Source organism: Streptomyces nanhaiensis, from assembly GCF_046614825.1.
In the GTDB taxonomy this organism is placed as follows: Bacteria; Actinomycetota; Actinomycetes; order Streptomycetales; family Streptomycetaceae; genus Streptomyces; species Streptomyces radiopugnans.
Map to the genome: position 1 here is coordinate 1 of NZ_JBKJFM010000076.1, position 19197 is coordinate 19197.

The window sequence follows — 19197 nt, forward strand, 5'->3', positions numbered from 1 at the left end:
TTCTGCCGGCACAGCCGGCCGACGCAGACGGCCAGGGGGGCGTGCGGGGGGACCCCGGCCAGCGCGGGCAGAGCGGTGCGCGCCCGGGTGCGGGCGGCCTCGTCCGCGGGGCCGAAGCGGCGGGTGTCCACGCCGTTGTGGACCACCGCCCAGCGGGCGCGCACCCCCGACGCCTCGCCGTGCCGCAGTTCGTCGCCGGACACGCACAGCACGCGGTCCGCCCAGCGGGCCGCCAGCCGCTCCCAGTACAGGGCCAGCCGGGCGGTCGCCCCGCCCACGGCGTCGAAGGACCAGGCGTGCGGCTGGTGGACGGTGGGAACGCGGCCCCGCAGGGCGAGCCGCACAGCCAGCCCGGCCTTGGCGCTGTGCGTGTGCACCAGGTCGGGGCCGATGCGCCGCACCAGCCGGGCGGCCCGTACGGCCTCGCCGTACAGGCCCGGTCCCGGTTCGCGCCGCGCGGGCCAGCCGGCCACCTCCGCGCCGGCCGCGGCGGCGTCCCGGCCCAGCGCGCCGCCGGGCGGGCAGGCCACCACGGCGCGCGTTCCCGCCGCGGTCTGGGCGCGGACAAGGTCGGTGACGACCCTTGCCACTCCGCCGTCCACGGGCTGGGACAGGTGCAGCACCGTCACGGGAACCGCTTCCCGGTCTTTCTGGAACACGCGTGAACTCCCCATCCAGCGAACCGTTCTGACGTCGGGCCGAGGGCGCCGGGCGCACGCCCTCAGCGGCGCGCGTCGACCTGCACGAAGAGCGCCCCGAGTTGGTAGCCCTCGTCGCGGGTGGTGAAGCGGAACGTCAGCGAGTCGCCGCCGCGCGCCAGCGCGGGGGTGATGCCGTGGACGTCGGAGTCGTAGCCCAGCGTGTCGGGGTACGCGGGCAGGCGGCGGGGCGCCGGGCGGCCGTGGTCGGTGATCGTGGAGTTCATGGGGTCGTCGGCGGGGTTGGCCGCGTCGCGCACCCGGTGGGCGGGCGCGGTCCCGGTGCCCACCGTCAGCGTCTCCCCGCCCCGGCCGCGGTCGCCGTCGTAGGCCACCACTCCGGCGGCGCCGGACGCCCCGGGCGGCACCGGCAGGGCCTCGGCGGTGATGTCGAGGACCCTCCTGGAGGGGGTCATGGCCTCGTAGCCGTCCATGAGCACCAGGTGGCGCAGCGGCTCCCCGGGGTGGGCGTAGGCGGCCACCAGCGTCCAGCCGCCCCAGGCGCCGGCGGGCGAGCGGCCCGCGGCGACGTTGAGCTGGGCGACGGTGTAGGAGCCGCCGCCGGACCGCGCGACCAGGCCGGTGACGTCGGCCGAGGCGGTGTACCCGTCCATGGCGCCGGTGCGGCGGTGGCCGATGACGGTGTCGGCGAGGACCTCCTTGTACCGGCCTCGCGGTTCGGCGATCAGCACCCGTCCGCTGTCCTCGGGGGGCTTCTGCTCGCCGACCCGCAGGTTGCCGCCCCAGTACAGCCGGGCGTAGGTGACGCGCGCCCCGGCGGGCAGACGCAGCTCCGCGCTGCTGGAGTTGTAGGTGTTGGGGTCGTCGTCGACGTCGGCGTAGGTCATCTCGTAGTCGCCGTTGTTCCCCTTCGCCACCCCCTTCCGGGCCTGCGCGCACGGCGGCGCACCGGTGACCGCTGGGGTGAGGCAGGTGGCCGCGGAGTTGGCGGCGCGGACGATGCCGCCGTGCTGTGTGGCGCGGTACCGCTCCCCGAACGGGATGCGCGGCGCCTCGCCGGGCGCGGGCGCGGCCGCCGTCGGCGGCAGTGCCATCGCCAGGGCCGCGGCTGCCAGTGCGCACAGCACTCCTCGGCTGGTGAGCCCCAGGGAAACACGCATGGACCTTCTCCGATCGATACCGTCCAAATCGGAGCAAACCATGACAGACGCTTATGCCTCCCCCGGAGGTGACGCGCGGGGGTTGCGCCGAGCGTGTGACCGCCCGGATCAGAACCCGGCGCGCAAGGCATCCGCTTGCGGCGGTACGGCCCACAGGAGGGAACCGGAACGGTGATCCCGCTGGGCCCTCCGGGTGGTCCTGCGCATCATTCCTGTTGGGCCGCCGCCGGACCGGACAACCCATTCACAGCCCGGATCGACCACGGTTCGAAGAATCCCGAAAGGAGAACGGCGATGATCCGTATCGCCAAGACCGCCGCGATCGCCGCGGCCGCCTGCGCCCTGGTTCTCGGCGGCGCGGGAGCCGCGTCTGCCTGCGGAGACCACCACGGCGGTCACAAGGGCGGCCACCACCAGGGCCACCACGGCGACGGTCACAAGAAGGACCGGAAGAAGGACCACGGGAAGGGTCACAAGAAGGACCACGGGAAGAAAGAGCACGACAAGGGCCACAAGAAGGACCACGGGAAGAAGGAGCACCACAAGGGTTACGAGAAGGACCACCACGGAGGCGGTCACGGCGGAGGTCACGACGCCTACGCAGGGGCGGTGGCCTTCGGATCCCCCGGCGTCCTCAGCGGCAACGTGGTCCAGTTCCCGATGGACTTCGACCTCAACGTCTGCGGCAACCAGCTGACCGTCCTCGGTGCGCTGAACTCCTCCTCCGGGAACGTCTGCGTCAACAAGTGACCCGGCGCCCCCGTTCCGCCACGCCGGCGGGGCGGGGGCCGTTTCGGCTCCGGGAGCGGTGGGCACCCGCGTGCGGCGAGGTGATGGACATGCCCGAGCCCGGAAGCAAGGACTACGACAAGCAGCGCGCACGGCGCCGCAAGGAGGCGGAGCGCGGCGGCGTACCCGACCGGCATGCCAACGAGGAGGCCGACGAGTCGCTGCGGCAGGACCCTCACCGGCGCTCCTCCGGACCGCGCACCGAGCGCGGCCGCGGCCCCAAGGGCGAACGCCCCGAGGGCGGCTGAACGGCGCGGCCCGCCGGGCGGCGGGCCGCACCCGCGAGGGCGCTCAGGGGCCGCCCTCCTCCTCCTGCCCGCGGACGGCGTCCCGCTCCCCCGCCGCGTCACGGGGCAGGTTGGGGCCCGCCGGCGGGTCCACCTCCACCGGCGGGGTCCAGGGGCCCCGCTCCACGGTCTCGCCCGGCTGCATTCCCGGGGTCGGCCCCTCGGCGATCTCGGGCTGCTCCATGTCGTCGGCGGCCACGGCGTGCACGTCTCCCTTGCCCAGCGGGGACGCGCCCGGTTCCTCCCCGCCGCCGGGCTCCCAGTGGTCCTCGCCCGTACCCGTGTCCTCGCCGCTGCGGGGCAGCTCCTCGCCCGGGCCGTACGCGGTGTTGCCCGGGTTCCGCGTGCGCTCGGCCTCCTCGGCGATCTCACGGGCGCGCCGCTCCCTGTCCGTGCCCTCGTCCTCAGCGGACATGGCCTCGCTCCTCTCCGTGGGGCCCGGGGCCCACGGGACAACGGGGCGCTTGGGGGATCCCGCGCGCCCCGGGCGCCCCGAGCGCCCCGAGTGCTTCCTGACGGCGGATCTCGCCGACGCGGCGCGGGTACCCGGCGACCATGGGAAACATTCTGGTCGGCACCTGCTCGTGGACGGATCCCGCACTGGTCGGCAGCGGGTGGTACCCCCCGTCGGCCAAGGGGGCGGAGGGGCGGCTGCGGTACTACGCCGGGCGCTTCGGCCTGGTCGAGGTGGACTCGACGTACTACGGGCTGCCCAGCACGCGCAACAGCCGGCTGTGGGTCGAGCGCACCCCCGACGGGTTCGTCTTCGACGTCAAGGCGTTCTCCCTGCTCACCGGTCACTCCACGCGGGTCGGCTCGCTCCCGGCGGAGCTGCGCCCGGCCGGTGCTCCCGCGGGCGCCCGGGTGCGGCCCGGAGCACTGGGGCCGGCGGTCGTGGAGGAGGTGTGGCGGCGCTTCACCGACGCGCTGGAGCCGCTGCGCGCGGCCGGGCGGCTGGGCGCGGTGCTGGTGCAGTTCCCGCCGTCGCTGCGGCCCGGCCCCGGGGCGGAGGCGTTCGTGGAGCGGTGTCTGGCACGCGCGGGCGCGCTGGGCCGGTGCACGGCGGTGGAGTTCCGCGACCCGCGCTGGTACGCGCCCGAGCACTGCGCGGACACGGCCGGCCTGGCCGAGCGCCACGGCGCGGCGCTGGTCGCGGTGGACACCGCGCAGGGCCTGCCCGCCTCCGTGCCGCCGGTCGCCGCGGCGACCGCGCCGGAGCTGTCGGTGGTCCGCTTCCACGGCCGCAGCCCCCACTGGGGCACCGGCTCAAAGGAGGACTCCTACCGGCACCGGTACACCGTGGAGGAGCTCGCCGAGTGGGTCCCGCGGATACGGGCGCTGGCGGGGCGGAGCGACCGGGTGCACGTCCTGTTCAACAACTGCTGCGGCGACGCGGCCGTCCGCGCCGCCGAGACGATGAGCGACCTGTTGGGGTGATGCGGCCATGGCCGAGCCGGGCGGGAAGAGGAATGCGCAGGCGGGCACGGGCCGGCGCGCCGGACCGCGGGAGCGGGACGCCGCCGTGGTGCGCGCGCTGCTGGAGCTCCACGGGCACACGTACGCACAGGATGCGGGCATCCGGCTGCGGAACACCCCCGTGCCGCTGTACCGGCTGCTGGTGCTCTCGCTGCTGCTGAGCGCCCGTATCCGGGCGGACACCGCGGTCTCCGCGGCCCGCGCCCTGTTCGACGCCGGGCTGGGCGACGTGCGGAGCATGGCCGAGTCGGCCTGGCAGAGGCGGGTGGACGCGCTGGGCGCGGGCGGCTACCGGCGGTACGACGAGCGGACGGCCACTCAGCTCGGCGACGGCGCGGAGTTGCTCCTCCAGCGCTACCGGGGGGACCTGCGCGGGCTGCGCGAGGAGAGCGGGGTGGGCGAGCGGCTCCAGCGCTTCCCCGGCATCGGGCCGACCGGGGCGGACATCTTCCTGCGCGAGGCGCAGGGCGTCTGGCCGGAGTTCGCCCCGTACCTCGACCGCAGGACGCGCGAGGGCGCGGGGCGGCTGGGGCTGCCCGCCTCGTCGCGGGAGCTGGCGCGGCTGGTGTCCGGGGAGGAGCTGCCGCGGCTGGCCGCGGGGCTGGTCCGCGTCTCCCTCGACCGGAAGGCCGCCGACGAGGTGCTCGCCGCCGCGGAGGCGTGATTCCGTTTCCGTTTCCGCGCCGTTTCCGCGCTGTTTTCATGCCGCTGCGCGCTGTTTCCGCGCCGTTGTGCGCGATCCCGCGCCGCGTTGTGCCGCGCTGTGCCGCGCTGTGGCCCGCCCGGGGTTTTCACGACGGGCGCCGTCGGGCCCCTGAGGCGGGCCCTTGCCGTCGTACGGAAAGCGCGTCTATCTTTGGCGCGCTCGCCAACGGAATTGCGTGAGAGCTCAACTGACGGACCGCCGGATACGGCGTAGGGGAGGGACCGGCTGTGGCCGGAAGAGGGCGTCATCGCCGATACAAGCCCAACGCGGTTTCCCGCGCGTCGCTGACCGTCACCGCGGGAGGGGCCGGAATCGCCATCCCGCTGATCGGGGCCACCGCCGCCCACGCCGCGCCCGAGGAGATCTGGAACAAGGTCGCCGCGTGCGAGAGCAGCGGCAACTGGAATATCAACTCCGGAAACGGTTTCTACGGCGGTTTACAGTTCAAGCAGAGCACCTGGCAGGAATTCGGCGGTACCGCCTACGCCTCGCGCGCCGATCTCGCCACCAGGGAAGAGCAGATAGCCGTCGCCGAGCGGGTGCTCGACGGGCAGGGCCCGGCCGCCTGGCCGGTGTGCTCGCCCCGGGCCGGTCTGACCTGGGAGCACCGGGGCTCCGGCACCGCCGCCGAGACCGCCTCCGAGCCGGAGGGCAACCAGCCCCGTACCCAGACGCGGGCCGGGACCTCGAAACCGGCTGCGCGACCCGCCGACAAGCCCTCGGACAAACCCTCGGACAGCGGCCGGACGTACGTGGTGGCCGGCGGTGACACCCTCTCCGGGATCGCCGACGAGCACGATGTGCACGGCGGCTGGCAGGCGCTGTACGAGCGCAACCGCACGGTCGTGGGCGGTGACCCGGACCTGATCTTCCCCGGGCAGCGGCTCAGTCTCCAGCAGGGCGGCGCGGTCCGGACGCGGCAGGACGACGCCCCCGGCGGGAGCACCACCGTGCCCCGGCAGAAGGGCGCGCCGAAGGCCGGGGAGAAGTCCGAGCCGCAGGAGAAGCCGAAGGAGCAGGAGAGACCGAAGGAGCAGGAGAGACCGGAGGCACAGGCCAGGCCCGAGGTCCGGGAGAAGCCGAAGGAGCGGGCCGCGCCGGCGGAGAAGGAGAAGCCGCAGGAGAAGATCAGGGCGCAGGCCGAGCCCGAGCGGGCCGAGCGCAAGAGTTCCAAGGCACAGGCCTCCCCCGGCTACGCCGCGCCCGTCAGCGGCGTCTCCCCCACCACCGCGTACCGCCAGTCGGGCAGCGGCTGGTCCAGCGGCTACCACACCGGCATAGACTTCCCCGTCTCCACGGGCACCTCGGTGCAGTCCGTCAGCCGCGGGCAGGTCGTCTCGGCCGGCTGGGGCGGCGCGTACGGCTACCAGGTGGTCATCCGGCACTCCGACGGCCGCTACAGCCAGTACGCCCACCTGTCGGCGATCTCCGTGCGCTCCGGCCAGCAGGTCAACGCGGGCCAGCGGATCGGGCGTTCGGGTTCCACCGGCAACAGCACCGGCCCGCACCTGCACTTCGAGATCCGCACCGGCCCCGGCTACGGCTCGGACATCGACCCGCTGGCCTATCTGCGCGCCAACGGCGTGCGGATCTGATCCCCCAGGTCCTCCAGCGTTCTCAGCGCCTCGGCCACGGGCGGCCGCCCGTGGCCGCCCCGGCGTACGCAGATCAGGACACGGCGGTACGGCGCCGGACTGCCCCTCAGGGGCACGCGCGCCACGCCGTCGTGTCCGTCGGTGGGGACCAGACGCGGCACCAGGCAGACGCCCATGCCATGGGCGATCAGGGCGAGAACCCCCTGCCACTCGTCGGCGTGGTGGGTGACGCTCGGCGCGAACCCGGCCGCGGCGCACAGCGCGAGGATCAGGTCGTGCTGGTCGCGGTGCGGGGCGATCCATTCCTCCCGTGCGGCGTCGGCGAGTTCGGCCTCCGCCCGGCCGGCCAGCGGGTGTCCGGCGGGCACCACCAGATCCTGCGGGTCGTCCAGCAGCGGACGCTGGTCGAAACGCGAGTCGTCCAGTGGCGGGCTGTCCCCGAGCGGGGTGAGGACGCCCACGTCGGCGCGGTCCGCCAGGAGCAGCCGGTAGCACTCGGCGGTGGTGACCACCTTCGCCACCCGGACCTCCCACCGCGGGTGGGCCCGTCACAGCCGGACGGCGGCGGGCGCCAGCAGGGTGCCGACACTGCCGGCGAAGCCGCACATCCGCACGGTGCCGAGGTCGGGCGGTGCTCTCGGCCGCCGGTCCGTACTCGCTGGAGTTGGCCGCCCTGCGCAGGCTGCCGCCCCGGGTGGTGGGCGTGCTGCAGAACCTCGAGCCGGTCGCGGCCGGGCTCGCGGGGTTGGCCGTCTTGGGCGAGATGCTCTCCTCCGCCCGGTGGACGGCCGTCTGCTGCATCACCGCCGCGGCGGTGGGCGCGGTGATCACTCAAGGTCGCGCCGCTCCAGCGGGTGGGTCGCCGGGCCCTGGATCACCGAGCCGTCGGGTGCGAAGCGCGAGCCGTGGCAGGGGCACTCCCAGGCCAGTTCCGCGTCGTTGAAGTGGACCAGGCAGCCCAGGTGGGTGCAGCGGGCCGAGACGGCGTGCAGCCGCCCGTCGGCGTCGCGGTGGACTGCGCAGCGGCTCCCGCCGATCCGTACGACGGCGCCGCCGCCCGGGGCGATCTCGTCGACGGAGTCGGCGTGCGAGGGGCGCAGCCGGTCGCCGACGAAGTGCTTGGCGACGGTGGCCTGGAGGCCCAGCAGCGAGGGCGCCTCCCGGAAGCCGGGCAGCCGCCGGGGGTCGTACAGCTTCGCCCAGGCCGGCAGGTCCTCGCCGGTGACGTACCGGGCGAGCAGCCGGCCCGCCAGCACCCCGCTCGCCATCCCCCAGCCGCCGAAGCCGGTGGCGACGTAGGTGTGGCGCGCGCCGGGGTGGAAGGGCCCGATGTACGGCACCCGGTCGGTGGAGCTGTTGTCCTGGGTGGCCCAGCGGTGGACGACCTGTGCGTCGGGGAAGCGTTCGCGCGTCCAGGCCTCCAGCCTCTCGAAGCGCTCGGTGACGTCGGCCGTCCCCGGCAGGAACTTCTCCCCGGTGACGATGAGCAGCCGCTGCCCGTCCCCGTAGGGCGCGGTGCGCACCGAGCGGGTGTTGTTCTCGGGGGTGAGGTACATCCCGGCCGGGTCCTGCGCGGCGGGGATCGAGGCGGCGACGACCAGTTCGCGGTGCGGCTCCAGCCGGGAGAACAGCAGCGCCCGGTCGAAGACGGGGTAGTGGGTGGCGACGACGACGGCGTTCGCGGTGACCGTGGCGCCGTTCTCGGCGGTCACCCTGCACGGCTCGCCCTCCTCCAGGCCCACCACGCGGGTGCGCTCGGCGATCCGCCCGCCGCGCCGCACCAGGTCCCCGGCGAGCGCCATCAGGTACTTGCGCGGGTGGAACTGCGCCTGGTCGGCCACGCGCACCGCGCCGCGGACGGGGAACGGGAGCCCTGTCTCGGTGACGTAGGCGGCGGGCAGGCCGGCCTCGGCGGCGGCCTCGGCCTCGGCCCGCAGCTTCTCGGCCGTCTCCTCGGACTCGGCCCAGGTGTAGGCGGGCACGCGCTCCAGTTCGCAGTCCACGCCCAGCTCGGCGGCGGTCGCGGCCAGGTGCCCGATCGCGTCCTGCTGGGAGAGCGCGTACATCCGGGCGCCGTCGGCGCCGTGTTTGCCGCGCAGCTCGTCGTAGACCATGCCGTGCAGGGAGCTGACCTTGGCGGTGGTGTGGCCCGTGACCCCGGCGGCGATCCGGTCGGCCTCCACCACGGTGACCCGGCGGCCGGCGCGGGCGAGCTCCCAGGCGGTGCACAGGCCCGCGATGCCCCCGCCGACCACCACGACGTCGGTGTCGGTCTCGCTGCCGGGCTCCAGCGGCGGGTGGGTGACCTTGGGGGTGACGGGGGCGGTCGCCAGCCAGTACGACTCGTTGTCGGCCGGGGATGCACTCATGACCTGCTGCCCCCTCCGCGCTCGGGGCGTACGCCGGTCCCCTCGCCCTCGCCGGACGGGCCGACCTCGCCCACGCCCTCGGGCGGACCGAACTGGTCGGCGTCCTCCTCGCCCCTGAGCTGGCCGATGTCGCGGTCCTCCTCGACGGTGTGGACGGCCGACTCCTCCGGGGCCAGGCCCTCGGCCGCGGACTCGTGGGAGAACACGTCCTGGTTGGCGGGCCGGTCGCCCAGCGGGTCGTCGCTGAGCTGGCCGGTCTCGTCCTCCGGGGGGCCGGAGGCCCGGGAGGTCTCCCCCACGTCGGGTTCCTCCTCGGCCAGCCGGTCGCCCAGGGGCTTGCCCTCCAGCTGCTCGGAGTAGGTGGTGCCCCACTCCTCGGCGGCCACCGGGCGTTCGCCGGGGACGGGCATCTGCTGCGGGTCGTTCATCCACTCCTGCTCGGGCATGCCGTTCTGCAGGTCGGGGATCCCCTCGTCCTCGGGGCGGCCGCCCGGGTCGTAGGGGGCGTCCAGTGCCGAGTCGCCGGGGCTGGGACCGGTGGCGGGCTCCCCCTCGGGCGGCAGGCCGGGGGTCTCGTCGTCGTTGACGGTGGCGTCCTCCTCCGCCAGCTCGGGCCTGCTCTCGTCGCCCGCGGCGGTGGGCTCGTTCTCGTCAGCCATGGTCGGTCTCCCTCCGGGTCCCGGTGTCGGTCAGGGGCGCGCACGCTTCGGTGATCCGGTCGGCTCTCATCGACCCGCCCGGTACCCGCCGGTACCGGGCGGAAACGCGCGGTGTGCCCCGTCCGGGCCCCGATCGCGCGGTTTCGGGGGTGGGCGCAGGGGTACCCCGGCGCCTCGCGTCCGGTGCCGGGGGAAGCAGTGGTGTGCGGCAGCCGTGGTGCGGCCGCGTCCCGGGCGCGTCAGCGCAGTGGACGAGCAGGAGGAACCAGGTGACCTTCAACCCCTTGGAGCAGCGCGGCATCCCGCTGGACCGGCAGCTCCGCAACTGGCGTGAACTCGACGTCGAGCCGATCGACCCGAACCACGCCGACCCCTACACCCGCTGCCGCATCATCACGATGAACGGCATCGAGGTGGAGGCGATCATGTTCAGCCACCACTTCGCCCGGGTGTGCCCGGACATGGACGTCAAGCGGCAGCTCGCCGAGGTGCGGTACATCGAGCAGCAGCAGCAGAAGACGGTCAACTGGCTGCTGCCGGGCCTGTCCTCGGTGCTGGAGACGACGATCGCCTACGAGCAGGTGGCCGTCGACCTCACCGCCTGGGTCGCCCGGATGGAGCCGGACCCGTACCTCAAGCAGGCGTACCAGTTCGGCGTCCTGGAGGACTTCGACCACCTTTACCGGTACTCGAACCTCTACGAGATGATCGAGCACCGCAAGGCCGAGAAGATCGTCGACCAGGTCACCGAGGTCATCCCGGGCCGGCCGACCAAGTACCACCACCGGCACCCGGCGGACAACGTGCGCGACCCGTACGACAAGGACCGCGCGAACCCGCTCTCCAAGCTGCACGCGCTGACGATCATGTCGGCCGAGCAGCAGACCATGAACTTCTACATGAACGTGGGCCCCCAGTACATGGAGCCCATCGCCCGCCGGCTCTACCAGGAGATCGGGCTTATCGAGGAGGAGCACGTCACGCACTACGAGTCGCTGGTGGACCCGGGCGAGACGTGGTGGGAGCGGCTGGTCAACCACGAGTACAACGAGTGCTACCTGTACCACTCGTTCATGCAGCAGGAGAGCGACCCGAAGGTCAGGGCGATCTGGGAGCTGCACCTGAACATGGAGCTGGAGCACCTGCACATCGCCTGCGACCTGATGCGGCGGCACGACGGCCGCGAGCCGGAGGAGGTCCTGGCGCCGGAGCTGCCGAACGTCCTGGCCTTCGAGCCCAACAAGGGCTACATCCGCGAGCTGCTGGCCACCCAGCTGGACCTGACGACGCTGGGCGCGGGGTACGTGCGCGAGGCGCACGAGCGCTTCGAGCGGATGCAGGAGCAGATCCACGGCGGCGAGGAGCCGCCGAGCGAGCGGGTGATCGACCGGCACCGGGAGATGTTCGGGGGCGAGTACCGGCTGAGCACCGAGGGTGAGCACCCGGACGCCTCGCTGCGCGAGCGCCAGCGGGCCTGATCCCTGCCTTCCGCGCGATGCGGCCGGGCTGTCCCCTCCCCGCTCGGGGAGGGGACAGCCCGGCCGCATGTGCGGGAGGCCCCGGCGGCCCGTTCGGCGGCCGCCCGCGGCCTAGGTGCCTGCCTCGGTGCCTGCCTCAGTGCCTGCCTCAGTGCCGGCCCATCGCCTTGCGCACGGCGTCGCGGGCCCGGTCGGCCACGGCGGCCGGCGGGCCGACGGCCAGGTTCTCGGCGGCGGTCTCCACGCCGGGGTGCGGGCGGGTGGGCGCGGTCGCCTCCGCCGCCTTCAGCGCCCTGGCCATGGTGCGCAGCCGCTCGGGTTCGGTCTCGCGCGCAATGTGGATGAACTCGTAGCGTTCCTCGGCGCGGGCGTGCGCCTCCACGTCGTGCCGCAGCGCCTCCAGGCGGGGCATGAACTCGGGGCTGTCCGGGTCCATGTCCTCCAGGTCCCTCAGGGCCTCCTTGGCCTTCTTCTCCTCCTCCAGGCGCTCCTCCACCACGCTCTCGCCGCCGTCGATGTTGCGCCGGGCATAGGGGTGGACCACCTCCTCCTCGGCGGTCTCGTGCACCGCCAGAAGCCTCACCAGGCGGTGGAAGGCGTCCCGCCGGGCGTCGCCCTCGGTGGCCTCCACCTCGTCGAAGAGGTTCCGGATCTCGCCGTGCTGCCGCATGAGCAGCGCCACCGCACTCTCGCCGCTCCCGCCGTGTCCGCTGATGTCCGCCGTCTCCTGCCGTCCCGCCATGTGGGGGGTTTCCTTCCGTGAGCTGCCGTCGGCCGATCGCCCCAGGGGTCCGTGCCGGATCCCGTCGCGCCACCGGCCCCTGTCACCGGCCCGGTGGCGCTCGGTGCGAACGGTCGCGGTACCCGTGGCCCCCCGCGGAAAACCCCTGCTCGTTTCGCCGGGCGGGCCGGGGGTACCCACACTGCCGTGACCAGGGATGGAACCGCCGGGGGACTGACCATGGGGGTCGAGGAGGAGTTCCTCCTGGCCGACCCGACCACCGCACGCACCGTGCCCGGTGCCCAGGCGGTGCTGCGCCGCGCCCATCACGAGGCGTCCGCCGCCGACGGCTCCGGCTACAAGGCGGAGTTCCTCTCCAGCCAGGTGGAGTCCGCCACCGGGGTGTGCACCTCCCTGGAGGAGGTCCGCAGGGAGCTCGCGGAGGACCGCGCCCGGCTGGTGGACGCAGCCAGGGAGGAGGGGCTGCTGCTGCTGTCCTCCGGGGCGGCCGTGCTGAGCGACGGGCGGCCTCCGGTGGCCGAGGGCGAGCGCTTCCGCCGCATCTCGGAGCTCTTCGCCGACATCGTGGACGACTACCAGGTGTGCGGCTGCCACGTCCACGTGGGCGTGGCGGACCGGGAGACCGCGGTGGCCGTGGTCAACCGGGTGCGCCGCTGGCTGCCGACGCTGCTGGCGCTGTCGGTGAACTCCCCCTTCTGCGAGGGACGCGACCGCGGCTACGCCAGCTGGCGCATGATGGAGCAGCTGCGCTTCCCCGCCGCCGGAATGCCTCCCCGCTTCCCCGACGCCGCCTTCTACGACGCGGAGGTGGAGCGGCTGGTGTCCTACGGCGCGCTGATCGACGACCGGATGAGCTTCTGGCTGATGCGTCCCTCGCCGTGGCTGCCCACGGTCGAGTTCCGGGTCGCGGACGCGGCGGCCACCGTCGACGACGCGGTGCTCCAGGCCGCGCTGGGCCGGGCCCTGGTGCGCCGGGCCCTGGCCGAGCTGGAGGCCGGGGTGCCGGAGCCGGAACTGGACGAGCGGGCGGCCCGGGCCGCGGTGTGGGCCGCGGCGCGCTACGGGCTGCGGGGCGACGGCGTCGACCCGGTCACCCGCGCCCGCGTGCCGGCCGGCGAACTGCTGGAGGCGCTGCTGCGGCACGTCGCGCCCGCCCTGGAGGAGACCGGCGACACCGAGGCCGTACGGCGGCTGCTGGACGCGGTGCGCGAGAACGGCACCGGGGCCGACCGGCAGCGGCGTGCCTGGGCGCGGGGCGGCCCCCGGGCGGTGGTGGAACTGCTGGCCGCCCAGACCGACGCGAGGGAGCACAAGCGAGCATGACGACCACCACCGGTACGGCCGCGGAGCGGGCCGTCGGCGCGTCCGCCGCCGGCCCGCGGGACGGCGGCATCCCCTCGGGCGCCGTCACAGCCGAACTGCCTTCTCCCCGCGGCCGGTTGAGCGCCGCGGTGCTGGAAGCACTGGCCGCCCCGCCACCCGCGCGGCTGCCGTCGTCCCTCGGGGCGGCGGTGGAGGAGGCCGATCCGTACGGCGAGGACCTGCAACTGGCCCTGTACGTCTGCTACGAGCTGCACTACCGGGGCTTCGCGGGCGTGTCGGCCGAGTGGGAGTGGGACCCGGACCTGCTGCGGCTGCGCGCCGGTCTGGAACGGGTCTTCCTGGCCGCCCTGCGCCGCGACACCCTCACCGGCACGGCCTCGGACTCGGACGTGCCCGCCGCGCTGGAGCCGCTGCTGGTGGAGCCGGCCGAGGGCGGCGGGGTGTCGGACTTCCTGCTGCGCGAGGGCGAGTGGTGGCAGATGCGCGAGTACATCGCCCACCGCTCGGTCTACCACCTCAAGGAGGCCGACCCGCACGCCTGGGTCATCCCCCGTCTCGACGGCCAGGCCAAGGCGTCGCTGGTGGCGGTGGAGTACGACGAGTTCGGCGGGGGCCGCGGAGAGCGGGTGCACGCGCGGCTGTTCGCGGACCTGATGGCGGGCGCGGGCCTGGACCCGTCCTATCTGCGCTACCTCGACGACGTGCCCGCCCCGATCGTCGCCGGGGTGAACCTGATGTCGCTGTGCGGGCTGCACCGGGCCCTGCGCGGTGCGCTGGTGGGCCACTTCGCGGCGGCCGAGATCAGCACCGCGCCCAGCGCCCGGAAGATGGCCAGGGCGCTGGAGAGGATGGGCGCCGCGCCCGAGTGCGTGCTGTTCTTCACCGAGCACATCGAGGCGGACGCCGTGCACGAGCAGGTGATGCGCCGGGACGTCATCGGCGATCTGCTGGCGCGCGAACCGGAGTTGGCCACCGACGTCGTGTTCGGCATCCGCGCCACCGAGCTGCTGGAGGAGCGTCTGGCGGACCGTCTGCTGGAGGCCTGGCACCGCGGCGCCACCTCGCTGCGGCGTCCGCTGGACGCCTGAGCCGGTTCCGGTTTCGGGGCCGGGGCCGGGGCGGTGACGGCCGGCCCCGGTCCGCGCCCCGGCCCTCCTACGCCTCCGGGTCCGCCTCCGGGTCCGGGTCCGGGTCCGCCGTGGGCCTCGGGCGGCGCTCCTTGCGGCGGTGGCTGGTGTCGCACCACGGGTAGCGGTGGCTGCGACGGCAGGCGCACAGGGCGACCGTGAAGCGGTCCGACCGGGCGACGCGGCCGTCGGGGAGGACGACCTCCACCGGGCCCTCCACCAGTACCGGGCCCTCGGGGTCGATCACCACGCGCCGGGCACGGCCCTCCGCCGCGGGTTCAGGGACGGTCGGCACGGACCACCACCAGTTCCTCGGTTCGCTGCCCCGGCGCGATCAGGCCCCGCTCCTCCAGCCAGGCGGCGCGTTCGCGCAGCACCGGACCGAACGGGATGGTGGTGCGGGCCACCACCGAGGACTTCAGGCCCCGCTCGCGCAGCAGCCCCAGCGTCACCCGGGTGCCGCACAGCGCCGAGTGGACCATCAGCATCGTGCCGCCCCGCGCCAGCAGCGAGGGCGCGTACGCGCACAGCCTGTCCAGCACCGCGCGGCCGTCCGGCCCGCCGTCCCAGCACATCGCCGCGCCCCTGCGGGGCAGTTCGCGCCGCGGGGAGGGGACGTACGGCGGATTGGTGAGGACCACGTCGAAGGGGCGCCCGTTCTCCGCCTCGGCCCGGGCGTCGGTGAGATCGCCGCGCCGCACCGTCAGCGGCAGCCGGTGCAGCCAGGCGTTGCAGCGGGCGGCGAGCACGGCCCGGGGCGAGGCGTCCAGCGCCACCGCCTCGGCCGCGCCCATGCGCAGGGCGGTCATGGCGAGCACTCCGGTGCCCGTGCAGAGGTCCAGGACGCGGGCACCGGGGGCGAGCGCGGCGTCGTGCAGCGCCTGCCTCAGCAGCCAGGTGTCGTCCTGCGGCGCGTACACCCCGGGGGGCCTGAGCAGCAGCATGAACACCGGATACCTCGTTTGCCGCTCCCCTAACGCGCCCGTCCCGGGCCCGCGGGCCGGTGACTGGCCCGCGCGCACCGGGGTACCCGGCCGGTCCCCCTACGGAAAGAGGTGGAGAGCGATGAAGGCAGTCGTCTGGCACGGCCGGCGCGACGTACGGGTGGACGAGGTACCCGACCCGGCGGTCCGCGAGCCGACGGACGCGGTGGTGCGGATCACCTCGAGCGGGCTGTGCGGCTCGGACCTGCACCTGTACGACGTGCTGACCCCGTTCATGACGGAGGGTGACATCCTCGGGCACGAGCCGATGGGCATCGTGGAGGAGGTCGGCCCCGAGGTGCCGAACCTCTCCCCCGGCGACCGCGTGGTGATGCCGTTCCAGATCGCCTGCGGTACCTGCTTCATGTGCTCGCAGGACCTCCAGACCCAGTGCGAGACCACCCAGAACCGCAGGTTCGGCACCGGCGGCTCGCTCTTCGGCTACACCAAGCTCTACGGCCAGGTGCCCGGCGGCCAGGCCCAGTACCTGCGGGTGCCGCAGGCGCACTACGGACCGATCAAGGTCCCCGAGGGCCCCGCGGACGACCGCTTCCTGTACCTGTCGGACGTGCTGCCGACGGCCTGGCAGGCGGTGGCGTACGCGGACGCGCCCAAGGGCGGCTCGCTGGCGGTGCTGGGCCTGGGCCCCATCGGCGACATGTGCTGCCGGATCGCGCTGCACCTGGGGGTGGAGAAGGTGATCGGCGTCGATCTGGTGCCCGAGCGGCTGGAGCGGGCCCGGGCGCGCGGCGTGGACGTGCTGGACCTCACCGAGCACGACGACGTCGCCGACGTCATCCGGGAGAGGACCGGCGGGCGCGGCGCGGACGCGGTCATCGACGCGGTGGGCATGGAGGCCCACGGCAGCGCGGTCGCCGAGGTGGCGCAGAAGTCGGCCGGGCTGCTGCCGAAGAAGATCGCCGAGAAGCTGATGACCACGGCGGGCGTGGACCGGCTGGCCGCCCTCCAGCTCGCCATCGACGCGGTGCGGCGCGGCGGCACCATCTCGATCATCGGCGTCTACGGCGGCATGACCGACCCGCTGCCGATGCTCACCCTGTTCGACAAGCAGATCCAGCTGCGGATGGGCCAGGCCAACGTCCGTCGCTGGGTGCCGGAGATCCTGCCGCTGCTGACGGACGAGGACGTGCTGGGCGTTGACGACTTCGCCACCCACCACGTGCCGCTGGAGAAGGCCCCCGAGGCGTACGAGATGTTCCAGAAGAAGGCCGACGGGGCTGTGAAGATCGTCCTGCGGCCGTAGGTCGGGCCGCCTTCCCCCGGCCCTGCCCGGCCCTGTCCGGCCTCTTCCGGCGGGGCCTTCGACGGGGGTCTTCGACGGGGCGGCGCGGGCCGGAAGACCGGACCCTCACGGCCCGCGCCGCCCTCCCCCTCCCACGCTCCCCTCGCGTTCGCGCCTGCGGCGCACCAGGACCACGACCAGGTCGATCAGCCCTACCACGGTCAGCACGGCACAGATCCAGGCGATGGTGCGCAGCGAACCCGCGCTGGGGCTGTCGCCCGGCCCCGAGTCCGCCGCCCAGAGGGCGAAGAACACCGTCCCGGCCAGGAAGACCGGGGTGTACAGGACGGACAGCAGCAGCCGCAGGCCCAGCGGGCTGCGGGCCGTCACGGGCTCGGTGCCGGTGCGCGACCGGCCGGGGATCCGCATACGGGTGCACCTCCTCGGCTCGGGGCCCTCCCGGGCCCTCCGGGGGCCCCGGCCGCGCCGGGTACCCGTCACCGCTCCCGGCCATGCGGCCGCGCCGGACGCGGCGGGCGGCGCGGCGCTGTTGCCGCGAGCCTCCTCGTGCTGACAGGGTTTCCGGGATCCGAGCGTCCCCGGATACCACGGAGGCTCCATGCCCGTCCGGCATTTCCGCAGCGCCCGTCTCCCCCGTTCCCCGCGCTCCCCGTTCCGCCGCCGCGCCGGCACCGCGGGGACTCCGCTCCCGGCGCCTGCCCCGGCGTCGGCACCGGTCCTGGCACTGGTCCCGGTACTGGTGCCGGCCTTGCTGATGGCACTGGTCCTGGCGCTGCCGGTGCTGCTGCTCGCGCCGACCGCCGCGGCGCAGGCCGCCGACACCGGCCGTGAGCCGCCGGCGAAGCGGCCCGTCGCCACCGGGTACGGCGGTGCGGTCTCCAGCGTCGACCCGTACGCCTCCCGCGCCGGACTGGAGGTGCTGCGCGCGGGCGGCAACGCGGTGGACGCCGCCGTGGCCACCGCGGCGGCGCTCGGTGTCGTCGAGCCCTACTCGGCGGGTGTCGGGGGCGGCGGCTACCTCGTCCACTACGAGGCGCGCACCGGCCGCGTCCACACCCTCGACGGCCGGGAGACCGCCCCGGCCGCCATGCGGCCGGACTCCTTCCTCGACCCGGCCACCAGCAGGCCGATCCCCTTCGACGAGGCGGTCAACTCCGGTCTGTCGGTGGGCGTTCCCGGCACTCCCGCGACCTGGGAGGCGGCTCTGGACAGATGGGGCACCGTCTCCCTGGCCAGGGCCCTGCGGCCCGCCGTCCGCCTCGCCGAGCGCGGCTTCACCGTCGACGAGGAGTTCCGCGCCCAGACGGAGCTGAACGAGGACCGCTTCCGCGACTTCACCTCGACCGCCGAGCTGTTCCTGCCCGGCGGTGAACTGCCCGAGGTCGGCTCGCGGTTCCGCAACCCCGGCCTGGCCGGCACCTACCGGCTGCTGGCCCGCGAGGGCGCGGACGCGCTCCACCGGGGGCGGCTCGCCCGCGAGATCGCCTCCACCGTCCGCAGGCCGCCCGTGGCGCCGGACGCCGACCGCAGGGTGCGGCCGGGCCTGATGACCGCCGACGACCTCGCCCGGTACCGCGTACTGCACCAGCGGCCGGTGAAGGTGGACTACCGGGGGGTGGAGGTGTACTCCATGGCCCCCTCCTCCTCCGGCGGCACCACCGCCGGTGAGGCGCTGAACATCCTGGAGGGCTTCGACCTCGCCGGGGCGGACCGCGTCCAGGCGCTCCACCACTACCTGGAGGCCAGCCGGATCGCGTACGCCGACCGCAACCGCTGGGTGGGCGACCCGGCGTTCTCCGACGTACCCACCGAGGAGCTGCTGTCGGAGCGCTTCGCCAAGGAGCGGGCCTGCCTGATCGACCCGGACCGGGCGCTGACCAGCCCGCTGGCGCCCGCCGACCCGCGCGACCCGGACTCCTGGGAGTGCTCCGCGGGCAGCGGTGGCGGCGAGGACCACGAGGGCCCGTCCACCACCCACCTGGTCACCGCGGACCGCTGGGGCAACGTGGTGTCGTACACGCTCACCATCGAGCAGACCGGCGGCTCGGCCATCACCGTGCCGGGCCGGGGCTTCCTGCTCAACAACGAGCTGACGGACTTCGACTTCACCCCCCTGTCGCAGGAGGTGGCCGGTCCGAACCTGCCCGGCCCGGGCAAGCGGCCGCGCAGCAGCATGACGCCCACGATCGTGCTGGAGGACGGCCGTCCGCTGCTGGCGCTGGGCTCGCCGGGCGGCTCCACCATCATCACCACCGTGCTGCAGACCCTCGTCAACCGGCTCGACCTGGGCATGGCGCTGCCCGAGGCGGTCGCGGCGCCGCGGCTGTCGCAGCGCAACACCACGGCCACGCTGGCGGAGCCGGCCTTCCTGGAGTCCGCCGCCGAGCGGGCGCCGCTGGAGCGGCTGGGCCACCGGTTCGCCCTTCCGCCGTCGGCGTTCACCCCGTCCCCGGAGATCGGCGCGGTCGCCGCGCTGGAGGTGCTGCCCGACGGGCGGGTGCGGGCCGTCGCCGAACCGGAGCGGCGCGGCGGGGGCTCGGCGATGGTGGTGCGCCCCTCCCGCTGACGCTCCCCGCGCGG

Annotated in this window: 20 protein-coding genes and 1 pseudogene; 11 read left to right on the forward strand and 10 right to left on the reverse strand. The window is 74.5% G+C overall.

The features are described 5' to 3' along the window. Together ACLIYP_RS17465 and ACLIYP_RS17470 are read right to left on the reverse strand one after the other, a co-directional pair. Positions 1-674 (reverse strand): glycosyltransferase family 4 protein (locus ACLIYP_RS17465; RefSeq protein ID WP_412714061.1); only part of this gene is annotated, 674 nt, incomplete at its 3' end. Between the two features lie 47 nt (positions 675-721). Then, the gene (locus tag ACLIYP_RS17470) at positions 722-1819 is read right to left on the reverse strand and encodes a hypothetical protein (RefSeq protein WP_412714062.1); all 1098 of its coding nucleotides are present in this window, start codon (positions 1817-1819) and stop codon (positions 722-724) included. A gap of 294 nt (positions 1820-2113) precedes the next feature. On the opposite strand from ACLIYP_RS17470, the gene ACLIYP_RS17475 reads away from it, so the two are divergent. Together ACLIYP_RS17475 and ACLIYP_RS17480 are read left to right on the forward strand one after the other, a co-directional pair. Then, a complete protein-coding gene (locus ACLIYP_RS17475) occupies positions 2114-2569 on the forward strand; it encodes a chaplin (protein ID WP_412714063.1) in 456 nt (151 codons plus the stop codon). 89 nt (positions 2570-2658) lie between these two features. Then, positions 2659-2856 (forward strand): hypothetical protein, encoded by a 198-nt coding sequence (locus tag ACLIYP_RS17480; protein ID WP_412714064.1) that lies wholly within the window; start codon positions 2659-2661, stop codon positions 2854-2856. Between the two features lie 43 nt (positions 2857-2899). Here ACLIYP_RS17480 and ACLIYP_RS17485 read toward each other — a convergent pair whose 3' ends face one another. Further along, entirely contained in the window at positions 2900-3310 is a 411-nt protein-coding gene (locus ACLIYP_RS17485; protein ID WP_412714065.1) for a hypothetical protein, read from the reverse strand. Between the two features lie 140 nt (positions 3311-3450). Here ACLIYP_RS17485 and ACLIYP_RS17490 point away from each other — a divergent pair, with 140 nt between their 5' ends. The 3 genes from ACLIYP_RS17490 to ACLIYP_RS17500 all read left to right on the forward strand — a co-directional run bounded on the left by ACLIYP_RS17490 (position 3451) and on the right by ACLIYP_RS17500 (position 6672). Further along, complete coding sequence (locus ACLIYP_RS17490) at positions 3451-4332, forward strand: DUF72 domain-containing protein (RefSeq protein ID WP_412714066.1); 882 nt, start codon at positions 3451-3453, stop codon at positions 4330-4332. A 7-nt stretch (positions 4333-4339) separates the two neighbouring features. Then, complete coding sequence (locus tag ACLIYP_RS17495) at positions 4340-5035, forward strand: HhH-GDP family DNA glycosylase (protein WP_412714067.1); 696 nt, start codon at positions 4340-4342, stop codon at positions 5033-5035. A gap of 269 nt (positions 5036-5304) precedes the next feature. After that, complete coding sequence (locus ACLIYP_RS17500; protein WP_412714068.1) at positions 5305-6672, forward strand: transglycosylase family protein; 1368 nt, start codon at positions 5305-5307, stop codon at positions 6670-6672. Here ACLIYP_RS17500 and ACLIYP_RS17505 read toward each other — a convergent pair. After that, positions 6642-7208: pseudogene (locus ACLIYP_RS17505) on the reverse strand (LysR substrate-binding domain-containing protein); the annotation flags it as partial. The gene ACLIYP_RS17500 and the pseudogene ACLIYP_RS17505 overlap by 31 nt on opposite strands. 95 nt (positions 7209-7303) lie before the next feature. On the opposite strand from ACLIYP_RS17505, the gene ACLIYP_RS17510 reads away from it, so the two are divergent. Continuing rightward, positions 7304-7615, forward strand: a complete 312-nt coding sequence (locus ACLIYP_RS17510; RefSeq protein ID WP_412714069.1) for an EamA family transporter — start codon at positions 7304-7306, stop codon at positions 7613-7615. Here ACLIYP_RS17510 and ACLIYP_RS17515 read toward each other — a convergent pair. Then, positions 7500-9041, reverse strand: a complete 1542-nt coding sequence (locus ACLIYP_RS17515; protein ID WP_412714070.1) for an FAD-dependent oxidoreductase — start codon at positions 9039-9041, stop codon at positions 7500-7502. The two genes, ACLIYP_RS17510 and ACLIYP_RS17515, sit on opposite strands and share 116 nt — an antisense overlap. Further along, the gene (locus ACLIYP_RS17520; protein WP_412714071.1) at positions 9038-9700 is read right to left on the reverse strand and encodes a hypothetical protein; all 663 of its coding nucleotides are present in this window, start codon (positions 9698-9700) and stop codon (positions 9038-9040) included. Before ACLIYP_RS17520 ends, ACLIYP_RS17515 begins: the two co-directional genes overlap by 4 nt. A 269-nt stretch (positions 9701-9969) precedes the next feature. Here ACLIYP_RS17520 and ACLIYP_RS17525 point away from each other — a divergent pair, with 269 nt between their 5' ends. Then, positions 9970-11178, forward strand: coding sequence for a hypothetical protein (locus ACLIYP_RS17525; protein ID WP_412714072.1), 1209 nt, complete (start codon positions 9970-9972; stop codon positions 11176-11178). 148 nt (positions 11179-11326) lie between these two features. On the opposite strand, the gene ACLIYP_RS17530 is transcribed toward ACLIYP_RS17525, so the two are convergent. Continuing rightward, a complete protein-coding gene (locus tag ACLIYP_RS17530) occupies positions 11327-11920 on the reverse strand; it encodes a hemerythrin domain-containing protein (protein WP_412714073.1) in 594 nt (197 codons plus the stop codon). A 186-nt stretch (positions 11921-12106) separates the two neighbouring features. On the opposite strand from ACLIYP_RS17530, the gene ACLIYP_RS17535 reads away from it, so the two are divergent. Both ACLIYP_RS17535 and ACLIYP_RS17540 read left to right on the forward strand, forming a co-directional pair. Continuing rightward, positions 12107-13243, forward strand: coding sequence for a carboxylate-amine ligase (locus ACLIYP_RS17535; RefSeq protein ID WP_412714074.1), 1137 nt, complete (start codon positions 12107-12109; stop codon positions 13241-13243). Then, positions 13240-14331 (forward strand): iron-containing redox enzyme family protein, encoded by a 1092-nt coding sequence (locus ACLIYP_RS17540; RefSeq protein ID WP_412714075.1) that lies wholly within the window; start codon positions 13240-13242, stop codon positions 14329-14331. The genes ACLIYP_RS17535 and ACLIYP_RS17540 overlap by 4 nt, the downstream gene beginning before the upstream one ends. Positions 14332-14398: 67 nt before the next feature. On the opposite strand, the gene ACLIYP_RS17545 is transcribed toward ACLIYP_RS17540, so the two are convergent. Both ACLIYP_RS17545 and ACLIYP_RS17550 read right to left on the reverse strand, forming a co-directional pair. Continuing rightward, positions 14399-14665, reverse strand: a complete 267-nt coding sequence (locus ACLIYP_RS17545; protein ID WP_412714076.1) for a CDGSH iron-sulfur domain-containing protein — start codon at positions 14663-14665, stop codon at positions 14399-14401. Beyond that, positions 14649-15314, reverse strand: a complete 666-nt coding sequence (locus ACLIYP_RS17550; RefSeq protein ID WP_412714077.1) for a HemK2/MTQ2 family protein methyltransferase — start codon at positions 15312-15314, stop codon at positions 14649-14651. The genes ACLIYP_RS17545 and ACLIYP_RS17550 overlap by 17 nt, the downstream gene beginning before the upstream one ends. Before the next feature lie 121 nt (positions 15315-15435). Here ACLIYP_RS17550 and ACLIYP_RS17555 point away from each other — a divergent pair, with 121 nt between their 5' ends. Next, positions 15436-16617, forward strand: coding sequence for a zinc-dependent alcohol dehydrogenase (locus ACLIYP_RS17555; protein ID WP_412714078.1), 1182 nt, complete (start codon positions 15436-15438; stop codon positions 16615-16617). 105 nt (positions 16618-16722) lie between these two features. On the opposite strand, the gene ACLIYP_RS17560 is transcribed toward ACLIYP_RS17555, so the two are convergent. Beyond that, positions 16723-17025 (reverse strand): DUF6343 family protein, encoded by a 303-nt coding sequence (locus tag ACLIYP_RS17560; RefSeq protein ID WP_412714079.1) that lies wholly within the window; start codon positions 17023-17025, stop codon positions 16723-16725. A gap of 346 nt (positions 17026-17371) precedes the next feature. Between ACLIYP_RS17560 and ggt the strand changes: the two genes are divergently transcribed. Next, entirely contained in the window at positions 17372-19183 is a 1812-nt protein-coding gene (ggt, locus tag ACLIYP_RS17565) for a gamma-glutamyltransferase (protein WP_412714090.1), read from the forward strand. Positions 19184-19197: the final 14 nt, after the last annotated feature.

What these genes read in the sequence shown, in the direction of transcription:
- ACLIYP_RS17470 (WP_412714062.1), bottom strand. Translation starts at nt 1,819, where the DNA reads ATGCGTGTTTCCCTGGGGCTCACCAGCCGAGGAGTGCTGTGCGCACTG.
- ACLIYP_RS17475 (WP_412714063.1), top strand. Translation starts at nt 2,114, where the DNA reads ATGATCCGTATCGCCAAGACCGCCGCGATCGCCGCGGCCGCCTGCGCC.
- ACLIYP_RS17480 (WP_412714064.1), top strand. Translation starts at nt 2,659, where the DNA reads ATGCCCGAGCCCGGAAGCAAGGACTACGACAAGCAGCGCGCACGGCGC.
- ACLIYP_RS17485 (WP_412714065.1), bottom strand. Translation starts at nt 3,310, where the DNA reads ATGTCCGCTGAGGACGAGGGCACGGACAGGGAGCGGCGCGCCCGTGAG.
- ACLIYP_RS17490 (WP_412714066.1), top strand. Translation starts at nt 3,451, where the DNA reads ATGGGAAACATTCTGGTCGGCACCTGCTCGTGGACGGATCCCGCACTG.
- ACLIYP_RS17495 (WP_412714067.1), top strand. Translation starts at nt 4,340, where the DNA reads ATGGCCGAGCCGGGCGGGAAGAGGAATGCGCAGGCGGGCACGGGCCGG.
- ACLIYP_RS17515 (WP_412714070.1), bottom strand. Translation starts at nt 9,041, where the DNA reads ATGAGTGCATCCCCGGCCGACAACGAGTCGTACTGGCTGGCGACCGCC.
- ACLIYP_RS17520 (WP_412714071.1), bottom strand. Translation starts at nt 9,700, where the DNA reads ATGGCTGACGAGAACGAGCCCACCGCCGCGGGCGACGAGAGCAGGCCC.
- ACLIYP_RS17530 (WP_412714073.1), bottom strand. Translation starts at nt 11,920, where the DNA reads ATGGCGGGACGGCAGGAGACGGCGGACATCAGCGGACACGGCGGGAGC.
- ACLIYP_RS17540 (WP_412714075.1), top strand. Translation starts at nt 13,240, where the DNA reads ATGACGACCACCACCGGTACGGCCGCGGAGCGGGCCGTCGGCGCGTCC.
- ACLIYP_RS17550 (WP_412714077.1), bottom strand. Translation starts at nt 15,314, where the DNA reads ATGCTGCTGCTCAGGCCCCCCGGGGTGTACGCGCCGCAGGACGACACC.
- ACLIYP_RS17555 (WP_412714078.1), top strand. Translation starts at nt 15,436, where the DNA reads ATGAAGGCAGTCGTCTGGCACGGCCGGCGCGACGTACGGGTGGACGAG.
- ACLIYP_RS17560 (WP_412714079.1), bottom strand. Translation starts at nt 17,025, where the DNA reads ATGCGGATCCCCGGCCGGTCGCGCACCGGCACCGAGCCCGTGACGGCC.
- ggt (WP_412714090.1), top strand. Translation starts at nt 17,372, where the DNA reads ATGGCACTGGTCCTGGCGCTGCCGGTGCTGCTGCTCGCGCCGACCGCC.